Genomic DNA, 17,201 nt, shown 5'->3' on the forward strand with positions numbered 1-17,201 from the left:
GCGGGCCGTGGTGATCTGCGGACCGCGGTGATTCACGGACCGTGGTGGTGTGCGGGCCGCCGGGGGTCCCGGGGCCGTCGCGGGCCCCCGGCCGTGGTGGCCTCCGGGGGTCCTTGTGGGCTCCGGGGCCGCGGGGGCCCGCCGACGTCCCTCGGCGGGGGGGGTACCGGCTACCGCGCTGTGCGGGCGGGAGTCACGCGGTCCAGCGGTAGGTCATGTCCGGCTCGTTCTCCTCGTTGCGGCTGCCGTCGTTGGTGTCCACCACGACGAAGCCGTGCCGCTCGTAGAAGGCGCGCGCCTCGGTGTTCTTCTGGAAGACGTGCAGCGAGAGCTCCTGCGGGCTGGCCGACTTGACGGCCTCCAGCAGCACGGTCCCGATGCCGCGGCGGCGCACCTCGGGGCGCAGGTAGAGGTGGTCGAGCAGGTTGCCGTCGAGCGAGGCGAAGCCCAGCACGGCCCCGGTCCCGGCCTCCTCGGCCAGCCACACCCGGGTGTCCGGGAGCACGACGTGGGTGATCCAGCTCAGGGTGGCCTCGTCACTGTGCAGACGGGGCAGGTACGGCATGGTCGCGGTGCGGGAGGCCAGGAAGACCTCGGTGACGACACCGGCGTCCTCGGCTACCGCGGCCCGCAGGCGGACGTTCGCGGTGAGCGGTCCGTCGGACTGCATCCACATCTCCTCGGTCAGGTGTGTGAAGGGGCGGTGGTGCCGCGGGTGACGACCGAAGGAGGAATACGTGATCGGCACCCGTCGCACACCGACGCTACGGTCGCGAACTACGGGCGATGGAGCCGAATTTCCCCCCGGATGGGCCGACATAGTGCGTCCCGGCGGCATTGATCTTCGAGCAACCTAACACCTGGTCATGGACAGGGGAACCCCCGAAAGCAGGTTCCTGACAAGTCGATTCTGCGGTTAGATGATCGCGCGGGCCCGGCCCCCGGGGAGCGAGGATTTCGGCGCACCGGGCGGTGACATTCCCCGACTTCCCTTGTACCTTCCCCGACGCCGAACTTCCCCTGGCTTCGCCCGACTTCCTCCGCCTTCCCCTCGTCTTCCCCCGCACATCCCCTGCACATCCCCTGCGCTTCTCCTGCCTTCCCCGACTCCCCGAAAGGAGCGCCCGCGTGGACACTCCTGCCGTCCGAATCAGCGGCGCGGTCAAGACGTTCGGTGCCACCACCGCGGTGGGCGGCCTGGACCTGGAAGTGCCGCCCGGCATGTTCCTGGGCCTGCTCGGGCCCAACGGCGCGGGCAAGTCCACCACCATGCGGATGCTCACCGGGCAGACCCGCGCGGACGCGGGCACCGTGGAGGTGTTCGGGCACCGGATGCCGGAGGACTCCCGCCGCGCCCGCTCCCTGGTCGGCGTCGTCCCGCAGCACGACAACATCGACCCCGAACTGACGGTGCGCCAGAATCTCGACGTCTTCGTCCGGTTCACGGCCCTGCCGCGCGAGCGCTACCGTGAGGCGGTCGACCAGGCGCTGGCCGCCGTCCGGCTGACCGACCGCGCGAACACCCGCGCCGACGCGCTCTCCGGCGGCATGCGCCGACGGGTCCTACTGGCCCGGGGCATCGTCAACAACCCGCGGCTGCTGCTCATGGACGAGCCCACCGTGGGCCTGGACCCGCAGATCCGGCAGGACCTGTGGGACGTCATCGACGGGATGCGCGAGAGCGGCACCACGGTGGTCATGTCGACCCACTACATCGAAGAGGCGGAACGGCTCGCCGACGAGGTGGCCGTGGTGACCGGCGGCCGGGTGATCGCCCGGGGCACCCCCGCCGAACTGCTGCGCGCGCACGCGGGCGCGCAGGCCGCCGAGTACCGGGGCGACGCGGCCCGGCGCGAACTCGTCGAGGCCGAGGCCGCCCGGGCCGGACTGCCCAGCCGGCGGACCGGGCCGGCGGTCTCCGTCCTGCGCGCCGAGACGATCTCCGCGCAGCTGCGCGAGCGTCTCGGACCGCCGGACGTGCTGCGCCCGACCTCCCTGGAGGACGTGTTCGTCGCGCTGACCGGAGAGCTGTTCGGCTGAGCCCGGGCCGGCCGCTCCCTCGCCCCCCTGGCCCACCGGCCGCCTGCCCGCCCGCCTGCTCGCCCCCACAGAGAGGACACCCGATGACCACGGCGACGCCCATGCCCCGCACCGAGGCCCAGACCGGTCCCGCCCCAGGCCTCCCGCCCGCCCTGTGGCCGACCATGCGGGCGGTGTGGCTGCGCGAACTGCTGCTCTTCCGCCGCTACTGGCCCGCCATCACCTTCGGCTCGCTGATCGAGCCGCTGGTCTACATGACCGGGTTCGGCATCGGCTTCAGCCGGCTGATCGACTCGGTCCAGGGGCACCCGTACCCGCAGTTCGTCGGCGTCGGCATGGTGGTCACCTCGGTGCTCTTCGCCTCGGCCTTCGCCGGGATGTTCGAGAGCTTCAACCGCCGCAAGTACCAGAAGATCTACGACGCCGTCCTGTGCCAGCCCGTCGACGTCTGGGAACTGGTCACGGCCGAGGCGTCCTGGATCGCCGTCAAGTCCTCCGTCTACGGCACCGCGCCGCTGCTGGTCTGCCTCGCCATCGGCCTGCCGCCGGGGCCGGAGCTGCTGCTGGTGCCGCTGGTGGCGCTGGTCTCCGGCTTCGCCTTCGCCCTGCTCGGCATGTGGGTGTCCTGCCTGGTGCCGGCGATCGACTGGCTGCGGCTCGTGGTGTCCGGCGTGCTCACACCGCTGGTGATGGCCGCGGGCGTGTTCTTCCCGCTGGACGGGCTGCCCGACTGGGTCCAGGGGGTGGCGGCCGTCAACCCGATCTACCACTGCACGCAGTTGGTGCGCCACGCCGCCTTCGGGACGCTCGGGGCGGGCGACGCCCTGCACGGGGCCGTCCTGGCCGCATTCGCCGTCCTCGCCTGGTTCCTGGCCGTCCGCGGGATGCGCCGCCGGCTCATCGACTGAACGGCTCCCGGACTTTCCCGGACCCCCGGAGCAACACGAACACCACGTAGCACGCAGCACGCAGACCAAGGAGAACCACCCCGATGACAGCCCGCGTCGCAAGCCAGCGCCGTTTCCTGATGTGCCGGCCCAGCCACTTCGGCGTCAGCTACTCCATCAACCCCTGGATGCACCCGGAGAAGCCGGTCGACGGCGCGCTCGCGCTCGCCCAGTGGACCAGGCTGCGCGACCTCTACCGCGACCTCGGCCACACCGTCGAGGAGATCGACCCGCTGCCCGGACTGCCCGACATGGTCTTCGCGGCCAACGGCGCGACCGTGGTCGACGGGAAGGTCCTGGGCGCGCGCTTCCGCCACGCCGAGCGCACGGCCGAGGGCCCGGCCTACCTGTCCTGGTTCCGCGAGCAGGGCTGGTCCGAACTGCTGTGGCCCGAGCACATCAACGAGGGCGAGGGCGACTACCTGCTGGCCGGCCGTCGGCTGCTGGCCGGCACGGGCTTCCGCACCGACCCGAGGTCGCACGCCGAGGCCCAGGAGTTCTTCGGCGTCCCCGTGACCAGCCTGACCCTGGTCGACCCGGAGTTCTACCACCTGGACACGGCGCTCGCCGTCCTCTCCGACGACGAGATCATGTACTACCCGGAGGCCTTCACCCCCGGCAGCCGGGCGGTACTGCGCGAACTGTTCCCGGACGCCATCCAGGCGACCGCCGAGGACGCCGCCGTCTTCGGCCTCAACGCGCTCTCCGACGGCCGCCACGTCCTGCTCCCCGAGTCGGCCACCCACCTGATCGGCGAACTGCGCCGACGCGGCTTCGAGCCGATCGGCGTGGACCTCACCGAACTCCTCAAGGCGGGCGGCAGCGTCAAGTGCTGCACCCTGGAACTGCGCGGCCGCTGACCACACCGGCAAGCTCACCGGTTTTCACCAAGCACGAGAGGACGACGTGGTGACGAATCCCTTCGACGACCCCGACGCCGACTACCTGGTCCTGGTCAACGGAGAGGGCCAGCACTCACTCTGGCCCGCCTTCGCCGCCGTGCCCGAGGGCTGGAAGACGGTGTTCGGCGCGGCGCGTCGGCAGGCCTGCCTCGACCACATCGAGCAGACCTGGCCCGACATCCGCCCCCGAACCCTGACCCACGACTGACCGCCGCCCCGCCCCGCTGCCCCACGGGATGGCAGAGTTCCTGCTGAGGCCGCTGCGCGACGAGTTCGACGAATCGGCCGATCAGGAAGCGTGCTTGGAGCTGCCGGAGGGGCCCCGGGAGTGGCCGGCCGCGCCCGGTTGAGAACCTTTGGGGTGGGACGTTGTACACGGAGAGGCCGGTCAGGGAATCGGCGCGGGTGATGTGGGAGCACAAAGGCGCTGCTGCTCCTGCCCGGGATCGCCGGCGTGGTGCTCGCCGGGTTGGTCGGGGCGCTCGCCCTGGGGGTGACGGGGCTGTGGTCGGGGGCCGTCCTGGGGAACGTGGCCTTGGTGGTGGTCGCGATCCTCGTCGGGGCGGTCTGCGCCACGTTCTTCAACGCGGTGCTGGTCGCCGCGGCGGATGACGCGATGCAGGGGCGGCCGGTCGGGATCGGGGCCGGCTACGGGCGGGCGCTGCGGCGGCTGCCGGCGATCGTGGTGTGGGCACTGGTCGGGGTGGTGGTGATCTTCTTCGGGTCGCTGCTGCTGGTCGGGCTCTCGTGGGCGATGGCCTCCTACCTGGTACTGCCGGCGATGATGATCGACGGCATCGGGGTCCGTGAGGCGATGCGGACTTCCCGGCAGGCGTTCCGGGCCCGCGGCGGGGACACCGCGCGCAGTTCGACCTGGATCGCTCTGCCCGTCTTGTTGTCCTTCCTTCCGTCGGTGGCGGTCTTCGGCCTGGGCCTCACGGCGGTCGACCGGGTCTTCGGGGTGCTCGCCATGGCGGGCGCTGCCCTTTGGCTGGCGGTCGCCGTGACGGTGACGGCGAGCCTGTCCGGGGTGTTCCGGGTGCGCCATTACCGCGAGTTGACGGGACGACCGGCCACGGCCCCAACGCTTCCCGCGCTGCACGTTTCGCCGGTGGAGTAGCGCGGGTGGTCGGCGGCCGTCGACCACCCGCGCCCTGGCACTCACCGAGGAGACGGCGTCGAATGACGCACGCGCTCGGCCGGTGCTACTTGGAGTCGACCCGGCCGAGCGGGTCGGCTTCGGCCGTCAGCGCGTCGCATGCCGTCTGCCAGGCGGGGTCGCCGGGGTGGAGCGCGGTGCGCAGGTAGGCCCAGGTGAGCCGTTGGAGCAGCGCGACCCGTGCGGGGTTCTCGTCCGTGGTCTCGGCGACGTCGTATCCGGAGATGCCGCCGAGCCCGTGCTCCGCGTCGAACAGGGTGAGCAGCGACTTGGGGCCGGGGGAGAGGGTGTACGGATCGGTGTGCCAGTCCGGCCCCCGGACCGTCAGGTGGGCGGAGGCGTCCTTGTCCCCGGCGACCACGAGCGCGGGCGTCGTCATCCGGGAGAAGTCCGGGGTCGAGAGGAAGGGGTAGTTCTCGGCCACCAGCGGGGTGAGGGCGTCACCTCCCCTGCCGGGTGCGGCCAGGAGGACGCCCGCCGTGATCCGGGGTTCGGCCAGGTCCACCGTCGTCCCGTCGTCGGGGTCGGTGAGCCGGGCGCCGAGCAGCAGGCTCGCGGTGTGCCCGCCCATCGAGTGCCCGGCGACGGCGACCCTGCCGTGGTCCAGGCGTCCGAGGAGTTGGGGGACGGCGGCCTCGATCGCGTCGAGCCGGTCGAGGATGTGCGTCATGTCCTCGGCCCGGGACCGCCAGTACATGGGTGCCCCGGGGGTGTCGGGGGCGAGGTCCAGCGTCGTCGAGCTGAGATGGGTGGGCTGGATCACGGCGAAGCCGTGCGCGGCCCAGAAGTTGACGAGGGGGGCGTAGCCGTTCAGCGAGGAGAGGTTGTTCGAGTGGCCCTGGCCGTGGGAGAGGAGGACGACCGGCAGGTCGCTCCCGGTCAGCGGCGCGGAGACCCGCACCTCCAGGTCCACGGCCCGGCCGGGCACCGGCAGGACGACCGGACTGACGGAGAGGACGGGAACGGGCGGGCCGAAGGTGTCGGCCGGGTGCGTCGATTCGCTCATGGTGCGCATGTCCCTTCAGGGGCCTCTCCCGGCCGGGCCTGAGCGGCCGGCGGCGGGCGAGGCGGTCGGGAGCGTCCGGTTTCGGCTATGCTGAAACCGGAACCTTGTTCCACTTACTATACGGAACAGCGTTCCGCTTCGTCAACGACTATCGGGAGGAGAGCGTGGTGTCCACTGCGGGCCAGTCCGGGGAGACCCGGCCCGGGGAGTCGCCGGCCAGGGGAAGGCGGGCCGACGCGCAGCGCAACCGGCAGACGCTGCTGGCCGCCGCCGCCGAGGTGTTCGTCTCCTCCGGCGTCGACGCGCCGATCCGCGAGATCGCGGCCAGGGCGGGCGTCGGAACGGGGACGATCTACCGCCACTTCCCGACCCGCGCGGACCTCGTCGTCGCCGTCTACCGCCACCAGGTCGAGGCCTGCGCCGAAGCCGGCCCGGCCCTGCTGGCCGAGGCCGACTCCCCGTTCGCGGCACTTCGCCAATGGGTCGACCTCTTCGTCGACTTCCTGGTCACCAAACACGGACTCGCCAACGCGCTGCAATCGGACGGCGGCGGCTTCGACGCGCTGCACGCCTACTTCCTCGACCGCCTGGTGCCCGTCTGCGCCCAACTGCTCGCCGCCGCGGCCGAGGCCGGCGAGACCAGGCCCGGAACGCAGGCCTACGAACTGATGCGCGGCATCGGCAACCTCTGCGCCGGCCGCGACGACGACCCCCGCTACGACCCCCGCCGCCTGGTCGACCTGCTCCTCCAGGGCCTCCAGCGACCGCCGTCATCCTGACGGGCCACGGCCTTCCGCAACCGTGAGCTCTCCTCGGTTCGGCCGGTCCTGGCCGGCATGGCGTGGATGGACCTGATCACTATGCCCCGCCCCGGCTGCGGCCGTGATGCCCAGCTCGTGTTCGACGGCGGTGAACGCCTCGTCCACCACGGGCGGACGGATCGGTGCTGGTCACCAGGGGTGGAACTGCTGCTCGGGCCCTCTCAGGCCAACCCGCCAAAGCGGGCTGTCTCACCCAAGGCTGACAGAGAGGGCCAGTGCGGCGGGCAGGTGCACCACGAGTGTGAAGTAGAGGATGGCGGCGGTGCCCGCCAAGCGCGCGCCGCCGCAGGTCGTCCGCAGCGGCGCGCGTACCGGGTCGGTGCTACGGCGCGGTGACGCTCGGCTGGCCGCCCGCGCCGAAGGCCCAGCCCTCCACGTCGCCGGGGGCCGGCTGGTAGCTGGCGGCGCCGAGTTGAACATCGGTACAGCCGTTATCGGTGAGAACGATCATGGTCGTCCAGCACAGTGGTCACCGCCATCCTTCCGGCCGCCGGCGCCCTGAGCCCGCTTCGGGACCCTGATGCGCCAGAGCTGGACGAGGATGAGGATGAGGACGAGTTGGTCGGCTCGGAGTGAGCCGGGGCCGTCACTGCCTGCTTCCCTACCGACCGTCGCCCGGCGTCACAGGAGAGCGCCGCCGGAGACCTCGATGCGCTGGGCGGTGACCCAGCGCAGTCCCTCGGAGGCCAGCGTGGCGATGGCGTCGCCGATCTCCTCAGGTTCGCCGACGCGGCCGAGCGCGGTCTGTCCGGCCAGAACCTGGCGCATTCCGGCGTCGTCCCGCATCGCTCCACCGTTGAAGTCGGTGGCGGTCGGCCCCGGGGCGATGGAGTTGACCCGGATGCCGCGTGGTCCGAGTTCTGCGGCGAGGGTGCGGCTCAGAGCTTCGACGGCGGCCTTCGACGCGGAGTAGGCCGAGGTGGCGGGGCTGGTGTGGCGGGTCAGTGACGTCGAGACGTTGATGACCTGGCCGCCCTGGGCCAGCAGCGGCACGAGCGACTGGATGAGGAAGAACGTGCCCCGGACGTTGGTGCCCATCACCGTGTCGAAGTCGTCGATCGTGACAGTCTCCAGCGGCCCGAAGACTCCCACTCCCGCGTTGTTGACCAGGATGTCGAGCCTCGAAGTACCCCAGCGCTCCAGCTGCGCGCCCAGTTCGGAGGTGAAGGACGCGAAGGAGGAGACGTCGCTGATGTCGAGCCGGAGAACAGCGGCAGTCCCACCCACGGCCCGCACCTGTTCCGCCGTCCTCTCAGCCCCGGCCACATCGCCGCGGTGGGTGACCACGACCCGCACTCCGCGTGTGGCCAGGGCGATGGCCGCGCTGCGCCCGAGGCCGCGATTCGCACCGGTCACCAAAGCGATCTTGTCGATTGTCATGAACTTCCTCCACCGTGCGACAACCAGGATTCGCCCAGGTGCCACAGATCAGAGGCGAGTCACTTGACTCGCCTTGTTGGTGCACCGTAAGCGGGCCCCCGAGGCGAGTCAAGTGACTCGCCTCGGGACTGCGGCATACTCTCCGCATGGCAGCAGAACTCACCGCGCATCACCGCAGGCTCGCCCAGCAGAAGCGCGAGGCGATCACCTCCGCGGCCACAGAACTGTTCTTGGACCGTGGCTACGCCGGCACTTCCCTCGCACGGATCGCCGAAGCGGCCGGGGTCTCGAAGTCCACCCTGTTCAAGCGGTTCCCCACCAAGGCGGCCCTCTTCGAGGCCATCGTCACCGAGTCCTGGCAGCGTGACGCCGGCGATACCGCCGCCCGGCCGCAGGCGGGAGATCTGCGCTCCGGGCTGACAGCCATCGGCCACCGCTACGCCGACCTGATCAGCCAGCCCCGCATGACAGGCCTGTTCCGGATCGTCATCGCCGAACTGCCTCGTTTCCCCGAGCTGGGACGGATGCAGTTCCAGCTCGGCAAACTGCCCTACTTCGCCTCCGTCCAGCACTACTTGGAATCCGAGCATGAGGCGGGCAACGCTGATGTGCCCGACGCTGAGAGCGCCGCGAACCAGTTCCTCGGCATGATCGCCAACTACGTCCTGTGGCCCCGCATGCTGCTGACCGGCTGGAACCCCGCAGCCTCCGACATTCACAACGCCGTCGAAGAGGCCGTCGAGACCATGCTCGCCAGATACACCCCCGACCCGCTGGCCTGACCGGAAGCCGGAACTTCGACACTGACGCGCAATGCCAAAGACCGCGACGCCTTCACCCGCGATACCTGTCGGCAAACGAAGGCGAGCTCAAGCGGTCAGCGCATCACCGCTGTTCAGGAGCACCCCCTCGACCTCGGCGACAGCACCCCCCGCTTCGAACTGTTCCTCGGCACGCTGCTCCGCGGCCTGCCCGCGCAGGAACCGGGCGTCGAACGGAGCGCCGAACGGAGCGCCGAATGACGCGCCGAATGACGCGCCGAACGGAGCGCCGAATGACGCGCCGAACGGCGATAAGCCCCGGCACCGCACCTCAGGACCCCGACCGACCGCGTTGAGATGGTCCGGCGGAGTGACTATCTTCGTGAGGTGAGTGAACGTGTGATGCAAGAGCCCACCCTGATGGTGCTGACCGCCCTCGCGGACGCGCCCCGGCACGGATACGCCATCGCGCAGGAGGTCAAGACGATGACCGGCGGCCGGGTCGCGCTGCGCACGGGTGCGCTGTACGGGGCCCTGGACCGGCTGCTGGCCGACGGCCTGATCGACATCGACCGCGAGGAGATCGTCGACGGCCGGGCCCGGCGGATCTTCACCTTGTCCCCGGCGGGGCGGGAGCGGCTCGCGGTGGAGGCCGAGCGCCTGGCCGCGGCGGCGAAGGAGGCCACCCGCCGCCTGTCCGTCGCCGAGCCGCCGGCGGCTTCCGCATGATCGAGCGCGTCCTGCGGCTCTATCCCGCCGCCTACCGCCGGGCCCACGGCGGGGAGATCGTCGCGACCTTCCGCGAGATGACCGCGGGCGAGCCGCTGGGTTCGCGGCTGCGGGAGGGCGCGGGTCTGGCGGCGCACGCGATGAGGATGCGGATGGGGCTGGGCCCGGCCGCTCCCGTCGCGAAGGTCCTCGCGCTGGCGTACCCCTTCGCGCTGGCCGCCTCGGCCGCCGCCTGCGGCCTGCACCTGCTGACCTGGTACGCCGACGTCGTCTCCTCGCCCGCCCCGTTGGGGGTGCGACTCGAAGCCGACCTGTCGGGGGCGTGGGGCGCGCTGCTCGTCTCGTCGCTGGTCGTGGTCGCGGGGGCGGTAGCGGCGCTGGCCGGCCGGTGGCGCGTGGGGGTGCCCTGCGCGGTGGCCGGGCTGCTCTCCTTCGCGGTGGCCGCGGTGGTCAGCGGGCCGGGGTTCGGTGACCCGGTGGTCACCCCGGCCGCGATGGTTCTGGCGGCGGCCGTGCTGCTCGCCTGCCCGCAGGACCGGCGGGCGGAGGGCGTCGCGGCGGGGCGAGCGGGCGAGGCCGCTGCCGTGGTCGCGCTCGTGGTCGTGCCGCGGGCGGCCATCGCCTCGCACGGGGTGCCGTGGGTCAGCACCGACTACGGGTGCTGGCCGCTGGTCGTCCTCGCCGCGACCGGTGTCGCGCTGACCTGGTCCAGTGGATCGCGGGGCGGCCGCGAGCTGGCGGCGATGGCCCTGGCCTCCCCGCCGCTGCTCGCCCACGCCTACACGGTGGCGTGGGGCGAGGCGGCTGTCGTGGCGTGCCTGGCGGCCGCGCTGCCGGCCACCGTGGTGGCCGTCGGGCTCGCCGGCCGCCTGAAGCGAAGCGGTCGCCTCCTCCGCTGACCGGCAGCTCGGGGACGGTGCAGCTGGGCGATGACCGGCACGCGGTTCCCGCCGGCCGAGGCCAGCAACATCATCGCCCGCCGGTAGCGCACCGAACCCGTACTGCCACGCCGCACAATCCGCTGTAACTGCTGGCCCTCCTGGCCGGCCAGTCTCCGAACCTTGACCGGCTCCGCCACCACGCCTCCCCGAACCTCGGATGTCCACCCACGTCCAACCGGTCCGGACCGTGCCACCGCGAACCCGGTGAACCTTCGCGGTCAGAGCACCAGGAAGGCACCGGGGTTGTCCGCGCAGACCAGGGCCGGCGACCCGAACTTGCTCACGCAGACGACGATCCGAGTCCCGCACACGGTCGCATCTGCCGGTACGGTGACACGACCGTACTCACTGCGGTCCTGGGCGTCTCGCTCGGTCGCACACCGCATGGCGAAGTCGTCCTCGAGGCGCGACACAAGGTCTCCGAACAGCGCGTACCGGGTGGACGTCACGTCGCCGAGGTGCCCGGCCGCGCGGCGAGGCCAGGGCACCCACAGGCACGACGCCTGGCGTACCGCCACCACCGGCGTCCTCGCAGCAGTGCGCAGCTTGTCACCCGAGCGGTGGGAGGCGAGACGTCCGCAGTGGCCAACCGGCGGCGACTGTGAAAATCGCTGTCCGATCACCGGAGCACGGTGATAGACATCCGGCGTGGAAAAGAATCTTGAGTTCCCTGACCTGCTGCGACTGATCGATGAACGGTCGACCGCATTCCGCGCCGTGGTTGCCGCCGCGCCCAGTCTTGACGCGCAGGTGCCGACCTGCCCCGGGTGGACGTTGTTCGATCTGGTGAAGCACCTGGGTGGGGGAGACCATTTCTGGGCCGCCATCGTCGGTGCGGGGCCTGCCGACGCGCCCCCGGCCGAGGCCGTCGCCGCGCGCGCCGCTCTGGTAGTGCCGCGGGAGCGTGAGGCCCTGCTGGCCTGGCTGGCCGCGTCGACGCAGCTTCTGCTGAGCGCCCTGCGCGAGGCAGGACCGGAGAGCGGTTGCTGGACGTGGTGGCCCGCGTCGCAGTCACCGCCAACCTCCGGCGGTGTCGCCCGGCACCGGGTCCAGGAGACCGCGGTGCACACGTACGACGCCCAGCTCGCCTGGGGCGCCCCGCAGCCGCTGCCGGTCGAGGTGGTACTCGACGGTGTGGAGGAGTTCCTGTTCACCGTCTGCGGAACGCCGAGTGCCTGGCCGCACAAGCCCACGGCCTTCGACTTCCACGCCGCCGAGGGCCGCTCCTGGCGCCTCACCGTCGACGGCGACGGCGCACGCACCACCCGCATCCCCGCGCCCACCGCCGCGACCGGCGAGGACTCGGACGCAGCCGGCGCCTCCGTCCACGGCACGGCCAGTGAGCTGGTCCTCTACCTGTACGACCGGATCCAGGCCGACTCCTTGCACGTTGACGGAGACGCAGGGCTGCTCGACCTGCTCCGCGCCTGGGAGCCGGAGGAGAAGTAGGACGTAGCGGGGACGGGGCGGGGACCGGGCCTCGAGCCGGTAGGACACGATTGTTCGCCGCCTCCGCCGGTTCGGGCCGCGCCGGTTGCACACCGGGAGCCGGCAGACCCTCGGAGGCGGCGGGGCCGACGACGGCGTCGTTGCCCGGGGCCAGTACCTCGCCAGCGCGTGAGCGGGCGATGACCCACTCGTTCCACTCCCGCTCGGCCACGGCCAGCTCCGCCTGGAGGCGGTCGGCCTCCTCCCGCAGATCGTCGACACGACGGCGAGCGGTGAGCTCACGCTGTTCCAGCAGTCCCACAACCGACGGCATCCTCGACCTCCACCAAAGCGACGACACGACACGTCACCACTGCCACGAGACCGCCGACCCTATGCCTGACCAGCGAGAACGCAGTCCTCAAGCCTGGAAAGACGACAACCTCTCTGCACCGGGAAGTCGGGTTCGACCAGGTGGCGTTCGGTGCTTCCTTCCAGGGCATTGAGTTCGCCGGTGGTGAGGGTTGGCTTCTGCGAGCGGACCCGCCGCGACCGTGACGGGGAGGATGGGGAGGATGCTGGATTCCGGACGGCGTTCAGGCCCATCTGGCCTATCGGGCCTTGGGCATCGACAGCACGGTCGCCCGCCGCAGCCGGAGCCGCGAGGGATGACGCGGCGCATTCGCCAGAGGTCATTAGTCCGTTTGACGTAGCATTCCGTTCGACGGACTATTGAGGTCTGCGCGAGAGGATGCTCATGCCGTTCACCCTGGCCCACCCCGCGGCCGTACTGCCGTTGCTGCGGAGACCCTTCAGCCGGGCCGCGCTGGTCGCCGGAGCCGTCGCACCGGACCTGCCCTACTTCGTCGTCACCACGGGACTGCCCGTCAGTGCGCAGTCCTGGTACGAACCGTTCGTCAACGCCACGACCTCGCACAGCGCTCCGGGCGCCGTCACCGTCGCCCTGCCGTACGCCCTCGCCCTGTGGGGACTGCTCCGCGCCGGCGAACGCCCGCTGGCGTCCCTGCTGCCGCTGCCGCTGCCGGAGCCCAGCGCCGCGTCGCGGCTCCGCGCTGCCGGCGCGCTGGCGCGACGAGCCGGGTGGATCGTGCTGTCCGCCCTGATCGGCATCGCCACGCACCTGGTCTGGGACGCCTTCACCCACTTCGACGGCTTCGTGGTCGCCCGTACGCCCTGGCTCAACTCCACGCTGGTGGGCAGCCTCACCTGGGCGCGGGCGTTGCAGCACGCGAGCACGATCGGCGGCCTGGCCGCCATCGCGGTGTACGTGTGGCCGAGGCGGGCCCGCTTCCTCGCCACTGAGGGCCGCACGAAGCCTGGCAGCGAAACCCGGCGCCCCGTCCTCCTCGCCATGGCCCTGGTCACGCTCGTCGGAGCCGTTGCCCACGCCTGGCGGTGGCTCGCCGGCCCGGAGGCGGTGGCCGACGGGCTGCCGCTGAGCGCCGTCGTCGAAGGGGTGCTGTCCGACGCGGCGAAGGGCGCGGGCGCCGGCCTGATCGGCAGCCTGGCCCTGTACGTCCTCATGTGGTGGAGTCGGCGCGCCCTCACGGCAACCCGCCTCCGCCGGGGCAGAGTTGACACAGTACGCCCGGGTCCGCAGGGAGAACGCGGGGCCGTTCACCGACAATCGGAACACCAGGCAGAGGCCGATGGCCGGTTCGGTACCCGGCCGACCAGATGAGGGGAACACGTGCGTCCAGATCATGATCAGGATTCGCTGAGCTTCGCGTTACTCGGCGAGCTGCGGGTCCGGCGCGCCGGCACGGACCTGCACTTCGGCGGCCCGCAGCAGCGGTCGGTACTGGCCGCCCTGCTGCTGCGCCCGAACGCGGTCGTGACGGTCGACGAGCTGATCGACGGCCTGTGGGGAGACCGGCCGCCCGGTGCGCCCGACACCAGCTTGCGCACCTACGTGTGGCAGCTGCGGAACCTGCTGGAGCCCGTGCGCACGGCGCCCAGGGTGCTGGTCTCCCGAACGGGTGGCTACCGTCTGGCCGTCGAGCCGGACCGCGTGGACCTGTGGCGGGTCAAGCGCTTGCAGGAACTGGCCGGGACGTGCGCCGCCAAGCGCCCGCAGGACGCCCGGAACGCACTGGGAGAAGCCCTGGCCCAGTGGCGCGGGGAGCCGCTCGCCGGCCTGCCAGGGCCGCTCATGTGCCGCGAGCGGGAGCGGCTTTCGAGGCTGCGCCTCACCCTCCTGGAGGAGCGCCTCGCCCTCGACGTGGCCCTCGACGTGGCCCACGGTGCGGGACTCGGCGCGGCCCTCGACGCTCCCTCCGGCTACCTGTCGGAGCTGGAGCAGCTGGCCGGTGACCACCCGCTCCACGAGCGCCTCCAGGAACTGCTCATCCGCGCGCTGCGGCGGCAAGGGCGCACGTCCGAGGCGCGTGCGGTCTACGACGCGCTTCGATTACGGTTGGTCGAGCAGCTGGGGATCGAACCGGCGCCCGCGCTCACGGAGTTGTGTCACGATCTCGGTGTGGATGCCGCCATGCGATCGAGGACCGCTGCACCCGGTCCGGGCTTACGCCCAGACGTACCGTTATCGCCCGCGTCGGCTGACCGAGGCGCCGAACGAGACGTCGAACGAGACGTCGACCGCAGCGCAGGCGATGCGGCCGACAGTGAAGCCCTGGACCAACTCCCCCCGGTGCTGGCACAGTTCATCGGACGGCAGGAGCACATCGCCGGAATCGGACAAGCGCTGACCGGGCAAGCACCGGCCGGACGGACCAGCCCCGCACTGCGACTGGTGACCGTGACCGGGATGGCCGGGGTGGGGAAGACGACCCTCGCGGTGCGAGCCGCCCACACCGTGCGCCCGGACTTCCCCGACGGCCGGCTGTACGCGGACCTGCGCGGCGCCGACCTGGTGCCCGCGAACGCGTCCGACATCCTGGCGGACTTCCTGACAACGCTGGGCGTCCGGGCGGCAGTTGTGCCCAAGGACCTAGAAAGCAGGTCGGCGCTGTTCCGGACCGCCAGCGCGGGACGACGGCTGCTCATCCTCCTGGACAACGCACGCGACGAGGCCCAGATCCAGCCGTTGCTGCCCGGCTCGTCGGACTGCGCGGTCATCGTCACCAGTCGCACGGTGCTCACCAGTGTGCCGTCGGTCCTGCACGTCGCGCTGGACGTGTTCAGCGAGCCCGAGGCGATCGGCCTGCTCGACTCGGTCATCGGCGCGGCACGCCGGTCCGGACAGGGCCCCCAGGCCAGGATGCTGGTCGATGCCTGCGGCCGGCTCCCCCTGGCCGTACGGATCGCCGCGGCCCGGCTCGCCGCCACCCCGGACCAGCCGATCGCCGAGCTCGTCCGGAGCCTGGCCGACGACCGCGAGGGCATCGACGCCCTGCGCACGGGCGACCTGGCGATCGAGCAGGTCTTCGAGCTCAGCTACCGGCTGCTCCCACCACCCCTGGCCACGGCGTTCCGGATGCTCTCCTGGGCGGAGCCCGACCTCGGTCTGGCATCGGCAGCCGCAGTCCTGGGCCTGGCGGAGTACCAGGCGGAGCGGCTCGCGGAGTCGCTGGTGGACCAGGCGCTGCTGGAGTCGACGGGCGCCGGGCGCTACCGCTACCACGACCTGGTGCGCGCCTTCGCCCGCCGGGCGTCGCTGCGGACCGGCGACCACGAACGGGCCGGCGCCCAGCAGCGGCTGCTGACCCATCTGCTCGGCTGCGCCCGTACGGCCTTCACCCTCGCCGTACCCGGCGACCCGGTCGCCGACGTCTTCGGCGAGCCGCTCCAGCAGCCGGCCGCCCCTCCTGGCCGCTCCCCGGCCGCCCGTCCAGGCCGCTCCCCGGTCGCCCCGGCTTCCTTGCGCCCCTCGGTCTCCCCGGTCTCCCCGGTATCCCCGGTCTTCGCGGATCTGGCGGACGCCCGCCGGTGGGCCCGGACCGAGACACCCGGCGCCGTGGCGCTCGCGGCCGCCGTCGCGACGGACACCCTGCGCGCCCTCGCCGACGGCCGGCCCTCGGCGATGACCGACCTGCGGGCGGCCGTCAACCTGCTGATCGCCCTCAGCCCGCTCGGCCTCGGCGCCGTCGGCGGCCGAGCGGAAGACGCCACCCGCACGCTGATCGCCGCCGCCGTCGCGGCCGGCGACCGTTGCGCGGAGGGCCGGTCGCGGTTCCTCCTCGGCACGGTCCTGCTGGCCCGGGCCCGGCTCGGCGAGGCCGGCGCACAGGCCCGGCAGGCGGCCGAAGCCTGCCGGGAGGCGGAGGACCCGGCCGTTCTCCGGCAAGCCCTCAACGACCTGGGCCTCATCGCCCAGGCCGAGGGCCGGCACGAGGAGGCGATCGCCGCCTTCGACGAGGCGGTGGCGCTCGCCCGGCAGCTCGGCCACCGGTCCGGCGAGGTGGCGAGCACCGCGAACGCGGCCCTGTCCCGCATCCGCACCGGTCACGTGGCCACGGCGGTGCAGACCTGTCAGCGGATCCTCGCCGAACCCGGGGGGACCGCCGACGTCGCGATGACCGCGTACGTGCACTACGTCCTCGGCCTCGCCTACCAGGAACTGGGCCGACTCGACGACGCCGCGGCGCAGCTGCGGTCCTGCATCTGCTGCGCGGGCGTCACCGGCGATCTCAACCGGGAGTCGGCCGCCCGAAGCCGCCTGGCCGACGTCCTGCGCCTGCTCGGACGGCTCGACGAGGCCGTTCAGCAGGCGGAGCGGGCACTGGACCTCGCAGAAGCAGGTGGGCGACAGCGCGAACGCGCTCTCGCCCACCTGGTGTTGGCCCATGCGATGACCGCCCGCAGCGACCACCACGCCGCCCGGCATCAGGAAGCGAAGGCGCGCCTACTGCTCAGCCGCCTCAGCGCCCCGGAGGCCGCCGACGTGACGTCGATGCTGGCCGCCCTGGCGACCGCCGACCGGACCCCTCACCCCCGGTAGCGGATGACGAGACCGGTGCCGTTCCACGCGATGCGCCCCGAGAGGCAGTGCACGTCGGCCGACCCGCCGCAGGCCTGCGCCGACGGCTCGGTCGGCGAGCCCTGTCGCACGGGGGCCCCCGCGCCCACGGCAACAGCGCCCACCACCGGCACCAGCACGGCCGCAC

The 17,201-nt window shown here is 72.1% G+C and carries 18 protein-coding genes and 1 pseudogene; 12 read left to right on the plus strand and 7 right to left on the minus strand.

Annotated elements, in window-relative coordinates:
- Positions 1-193 precede the first annotated feature (193 nt).
- The gene (locus AB0O82_RS21030) at positions 194-670 is read right to left on the minus strand and encodes a GNAT family N-acetyltransferase (RefSeq protein WP_363585491.1); all 477 of its coding nucleotides are present in this window, start codon (positions 668-670) and stop codon (positions 194-196) included.
- 458 nt (positions 671-1,128) lie between these two features.
- Between AB0O82_RS21030 and AB0O82_RS21035 the strand changes: the two genes are divergently transcribed.
- From AB0O82_RS21035 to AB0O82_RS21055, 5 genes are all read left to right on the plus strand, one after another.
- Positions 1,129-2,040: an ABC transporter ATP-binding protein gene (locus tag AB0O82_RS21035; protein WP_363375621.1), complete on the plus strand. Its 912-nt coding sequence runs from the start codon at positions 1,129-1,131 to the stop codon at positions 2,038-2,040.
- Between the two features lie 83 nt (positions 2,041-2,123).
- Entirely contained in the window at positions 2,124-2,948 is an 825-nt protein-coding gene (locus AB0O82_RS21040) for an ABC transporter permease (RefSeq protein WP_350878844.1), read from the plus strand.
- Positions 2,949-3,031: 83 nt separating this feature from the next.
- Positions 3,032-3,847, plus strand: a complete 816-nt coding sequence (gene ddaH, locus AB0O82_RS21045; protein ID WP_363585492.1) for a dimethylargininase — start codon at positions 3,032-3,034, stop codon at positions 3,845-3,847.
- Between the two features lie 49 nt (positions 3,848-3,896).
- Complete coding sequence (locus AB0O82_RS21050) at positions 3,897-4,097, plus strand: MbtH family protein (protein ID WP_363585493.1); 201 nt, start codon at positions 3,897-3,899, stop codon at positions 4,095-4,097.
- Between the two features lie 246 nt (positions 4,098-4,343).
- The gene (locus AB0O82_RS21055) at positions 4,344-5,009 is read left to right on the plus strand and encodes a hypothetical protein (RefSeq protein WP_363585494.1); all 666 of its coding nucleotides are present in this window, start codon (positions 4,344-4,346) and stop codon (positions 5,007-5,009) included.
- Between the two features lie 85 nt (positions 5,010-5,094).
- Here AB0O82_RS21055 and AB0O82_RS21060 read toward each other — a convergent pair whose 3' ends face one another.
- Positions 5,095-6,054: a chlorophyllase gene (locus AB0O82_RS21060; protein WP_363585495.1), complete on the minus strand. Its 960-nt coding sequence runs from the start codon at positions 6,052-6,054 to the stop codon at positions 5,095-5,097.
- 167 nt (positions 6,055-6,221) lie between these two features.
- Between AB0O82_RS21060 and AB0O82_RS21065 the strand changes: the two genes are divergently transcribed.
- Positions 6,222-6,833, plus strand: a complete 612-nt coding sequence (locus AB0O82_RS21065) for a TetR/AcrR family transcriptional regulator (protein ID WP_363585496.1) — start codon at positions 6,222-6,224, stop codon at positions 6,831-6,833.
- A gap of 364 nt (positions 6,834-7,197) precedes the next feature.
- Here AB0O82_RS21065 and AB0O82_RS21070 read toward each other — a convergent pair whose 3' ends face one another.
- Both AB0O82_RS21070 and AB0O82_RS21075 read right to left on the minus strand, forming a co-directional pair.
- The gene (locus tag AB0O82_RS21070) at positions 7,198-7,326 is read right to left on the minus strand and encodes a hypothetical protein (protein WP_363585497.1); all 129 of its coding nucleotides are present in this window, start codon (positions 7,324-7,326) and stop codon (positions 7,198-7,200) included.
- Positions 7,327-7,496: 170 nt separating this feature from the next.
- Positions 7,497-8,255 carry an SDR family oxidoreductase gene (locus tag AB0O82_RS21075; RefSeq protein ID WP_363585498.1) on the minus strand — a complete coding sequence of 253 codons (759 nt, stop codon included), beginning with the start codon at positions 8,253-8,255 and terminating at the stop codon, positions 7,497-7,499.
- A gap of 146 nt (positions 8,256-8,401) precedes the next feature.
- Between AB0O82_RS21075 and AB0O82_RS21080 the strand changes: the two genes are divergently transcribed.
- On the plus strand, positions 8,402-9,037 hold the full coding sequence (locus AB0O82_RS21080) for a TetR/AcrR family transcriptional regulator (protein WP_363585499.1): 636 nt from the start codon (positions 8,402-8,404) through the stop codon (positions 9,035-9,037).
- Positions 9,038-9,124: 87 nt separating this feature from the next.
- Here the strand turns inward: AB0O82_RS21080 and AB0O82_RS21085 are convergent, their stop codons facing one another.
- A complete protein-coding gene (locus AB0O82_RS21085; protein ID WP_363585500.1) occupies positions 9,125-9,424 on the minus strand; it encodes a hypothetical protein in 300 nt (99 codons plus the stop codon).
- Here AB0O82_RS21085 and AB0O82_RS21090 point away from each other — a divergent pair.
- Both AB0O82_RS21090 and AB0O82_RS21095 read left to right on the plus strand, forming a co-directional pair.
- Positions 9,419-9,745, plus strand: coding sequence for a PadR family transcriptional regulator (locus AB0O82_RS21090; protein WP_363585501.1), 327 nt, complete (start codon positions 9,419-9,421; stop codon positions 9,743-9,745). The genes AB0O82_RS21085 and AB0O82_RS21090 overlap by 6 nt on opposite strands.
- Entirely contained in the window at positions 9,742-10,644 is a 903-nt protein-coding gene (locus AB0O82_RS21095; RefSeq protein WP_363585502.1) for a hypothetical protein, read from the plus strand. The genes AB0O82_RS21090 and AB0O82_RS21095 overlap by 4 nt, the downstream gene beginning before the upstream one ends.
- Positions 10,645-10,664: 20 nt before the next feature.
- Here AB0O82_RS21095 and AB0O82_RS21100 read toward each other — a convergent pair.
- Positions 10,665-10,823, minus strand: a pseudogene (locus AB0O82_RS21100) (IS630 family transposase); the annotation flags it as partial.
- Between the two features lie 81 nt (positions 10,824-10,904).
- Positions 10,905-11,204, minus strand: a complete 300-nt coding sequence (locus AB0O82_RS21105) for a hypothetical protein (protein WP_363585503.1) — start codon at positions 11,202-11,204, stop codon at positions 10,905-10,907.
- Positions 11,205-11,334: 130 nt separating this feature from the next.
- Here AB0O82_RS21105 and AB0O82_RS21110 point away from each other — a divergent pair, with 130 nt between their 5' ends.
- The 3 genes from AB0O82_RS21110 (at position 11,335) to AB0O82_RS21120 (ending at position 17,035) form a co-directional block, all read left to right on the plus strand.
- Positions 11,335-12,135 carry a maleylpyruvate isomerase family mycothiol-dependent enzyme gene (locus tag AB0O82_RS21110; protein WP_363585504.1) on the plus strand — a complete coding sequence of 267 codons (801 nt, stop codon included), beginning with the start codon at positions 11,335-11,337 and terminating at the stop codon, positions 12,133-12,135.
- 736 nt (positions 12,136-12,871) lie between these two features.
- Positions 12,872-13,816 carry a DUF4184 family protein gene (locus tag AB0O82_RS21115; RefSeq protein ID WP_363585505.1) on the plus strand — a complete coding sequence of 315 codons (945 nt, stop codon included), beginning with the start codon at positions 12,872-12,874 and terminating at the stop codon, positions 13,814-13,816.
- Between the two features lie 9 nt (positions 13,817-13,825).
- Entirely contained in the window at positions 13,826-17,035 is a 3,210-nt protein-coding gene (locus tag AB0O82_RS21120) for a BTAD domain-containing putative transcriptional regulator (RefSeq protein ID WP_363585506.1), read from the plus strand.
- Positions 17,036-17,201: the final 166 nt, after the last annotated feature.

It is taken from the genome of Kitasatospora sp. NPDC088264 (genome assembly GCF_040685715.1).
Taxonomy (GTDB): domain Bacteria; phylum Actinomycetota; class Actinomycetes; order Streptomycetales; family Streptomycetaceae; genus Kitasatospora.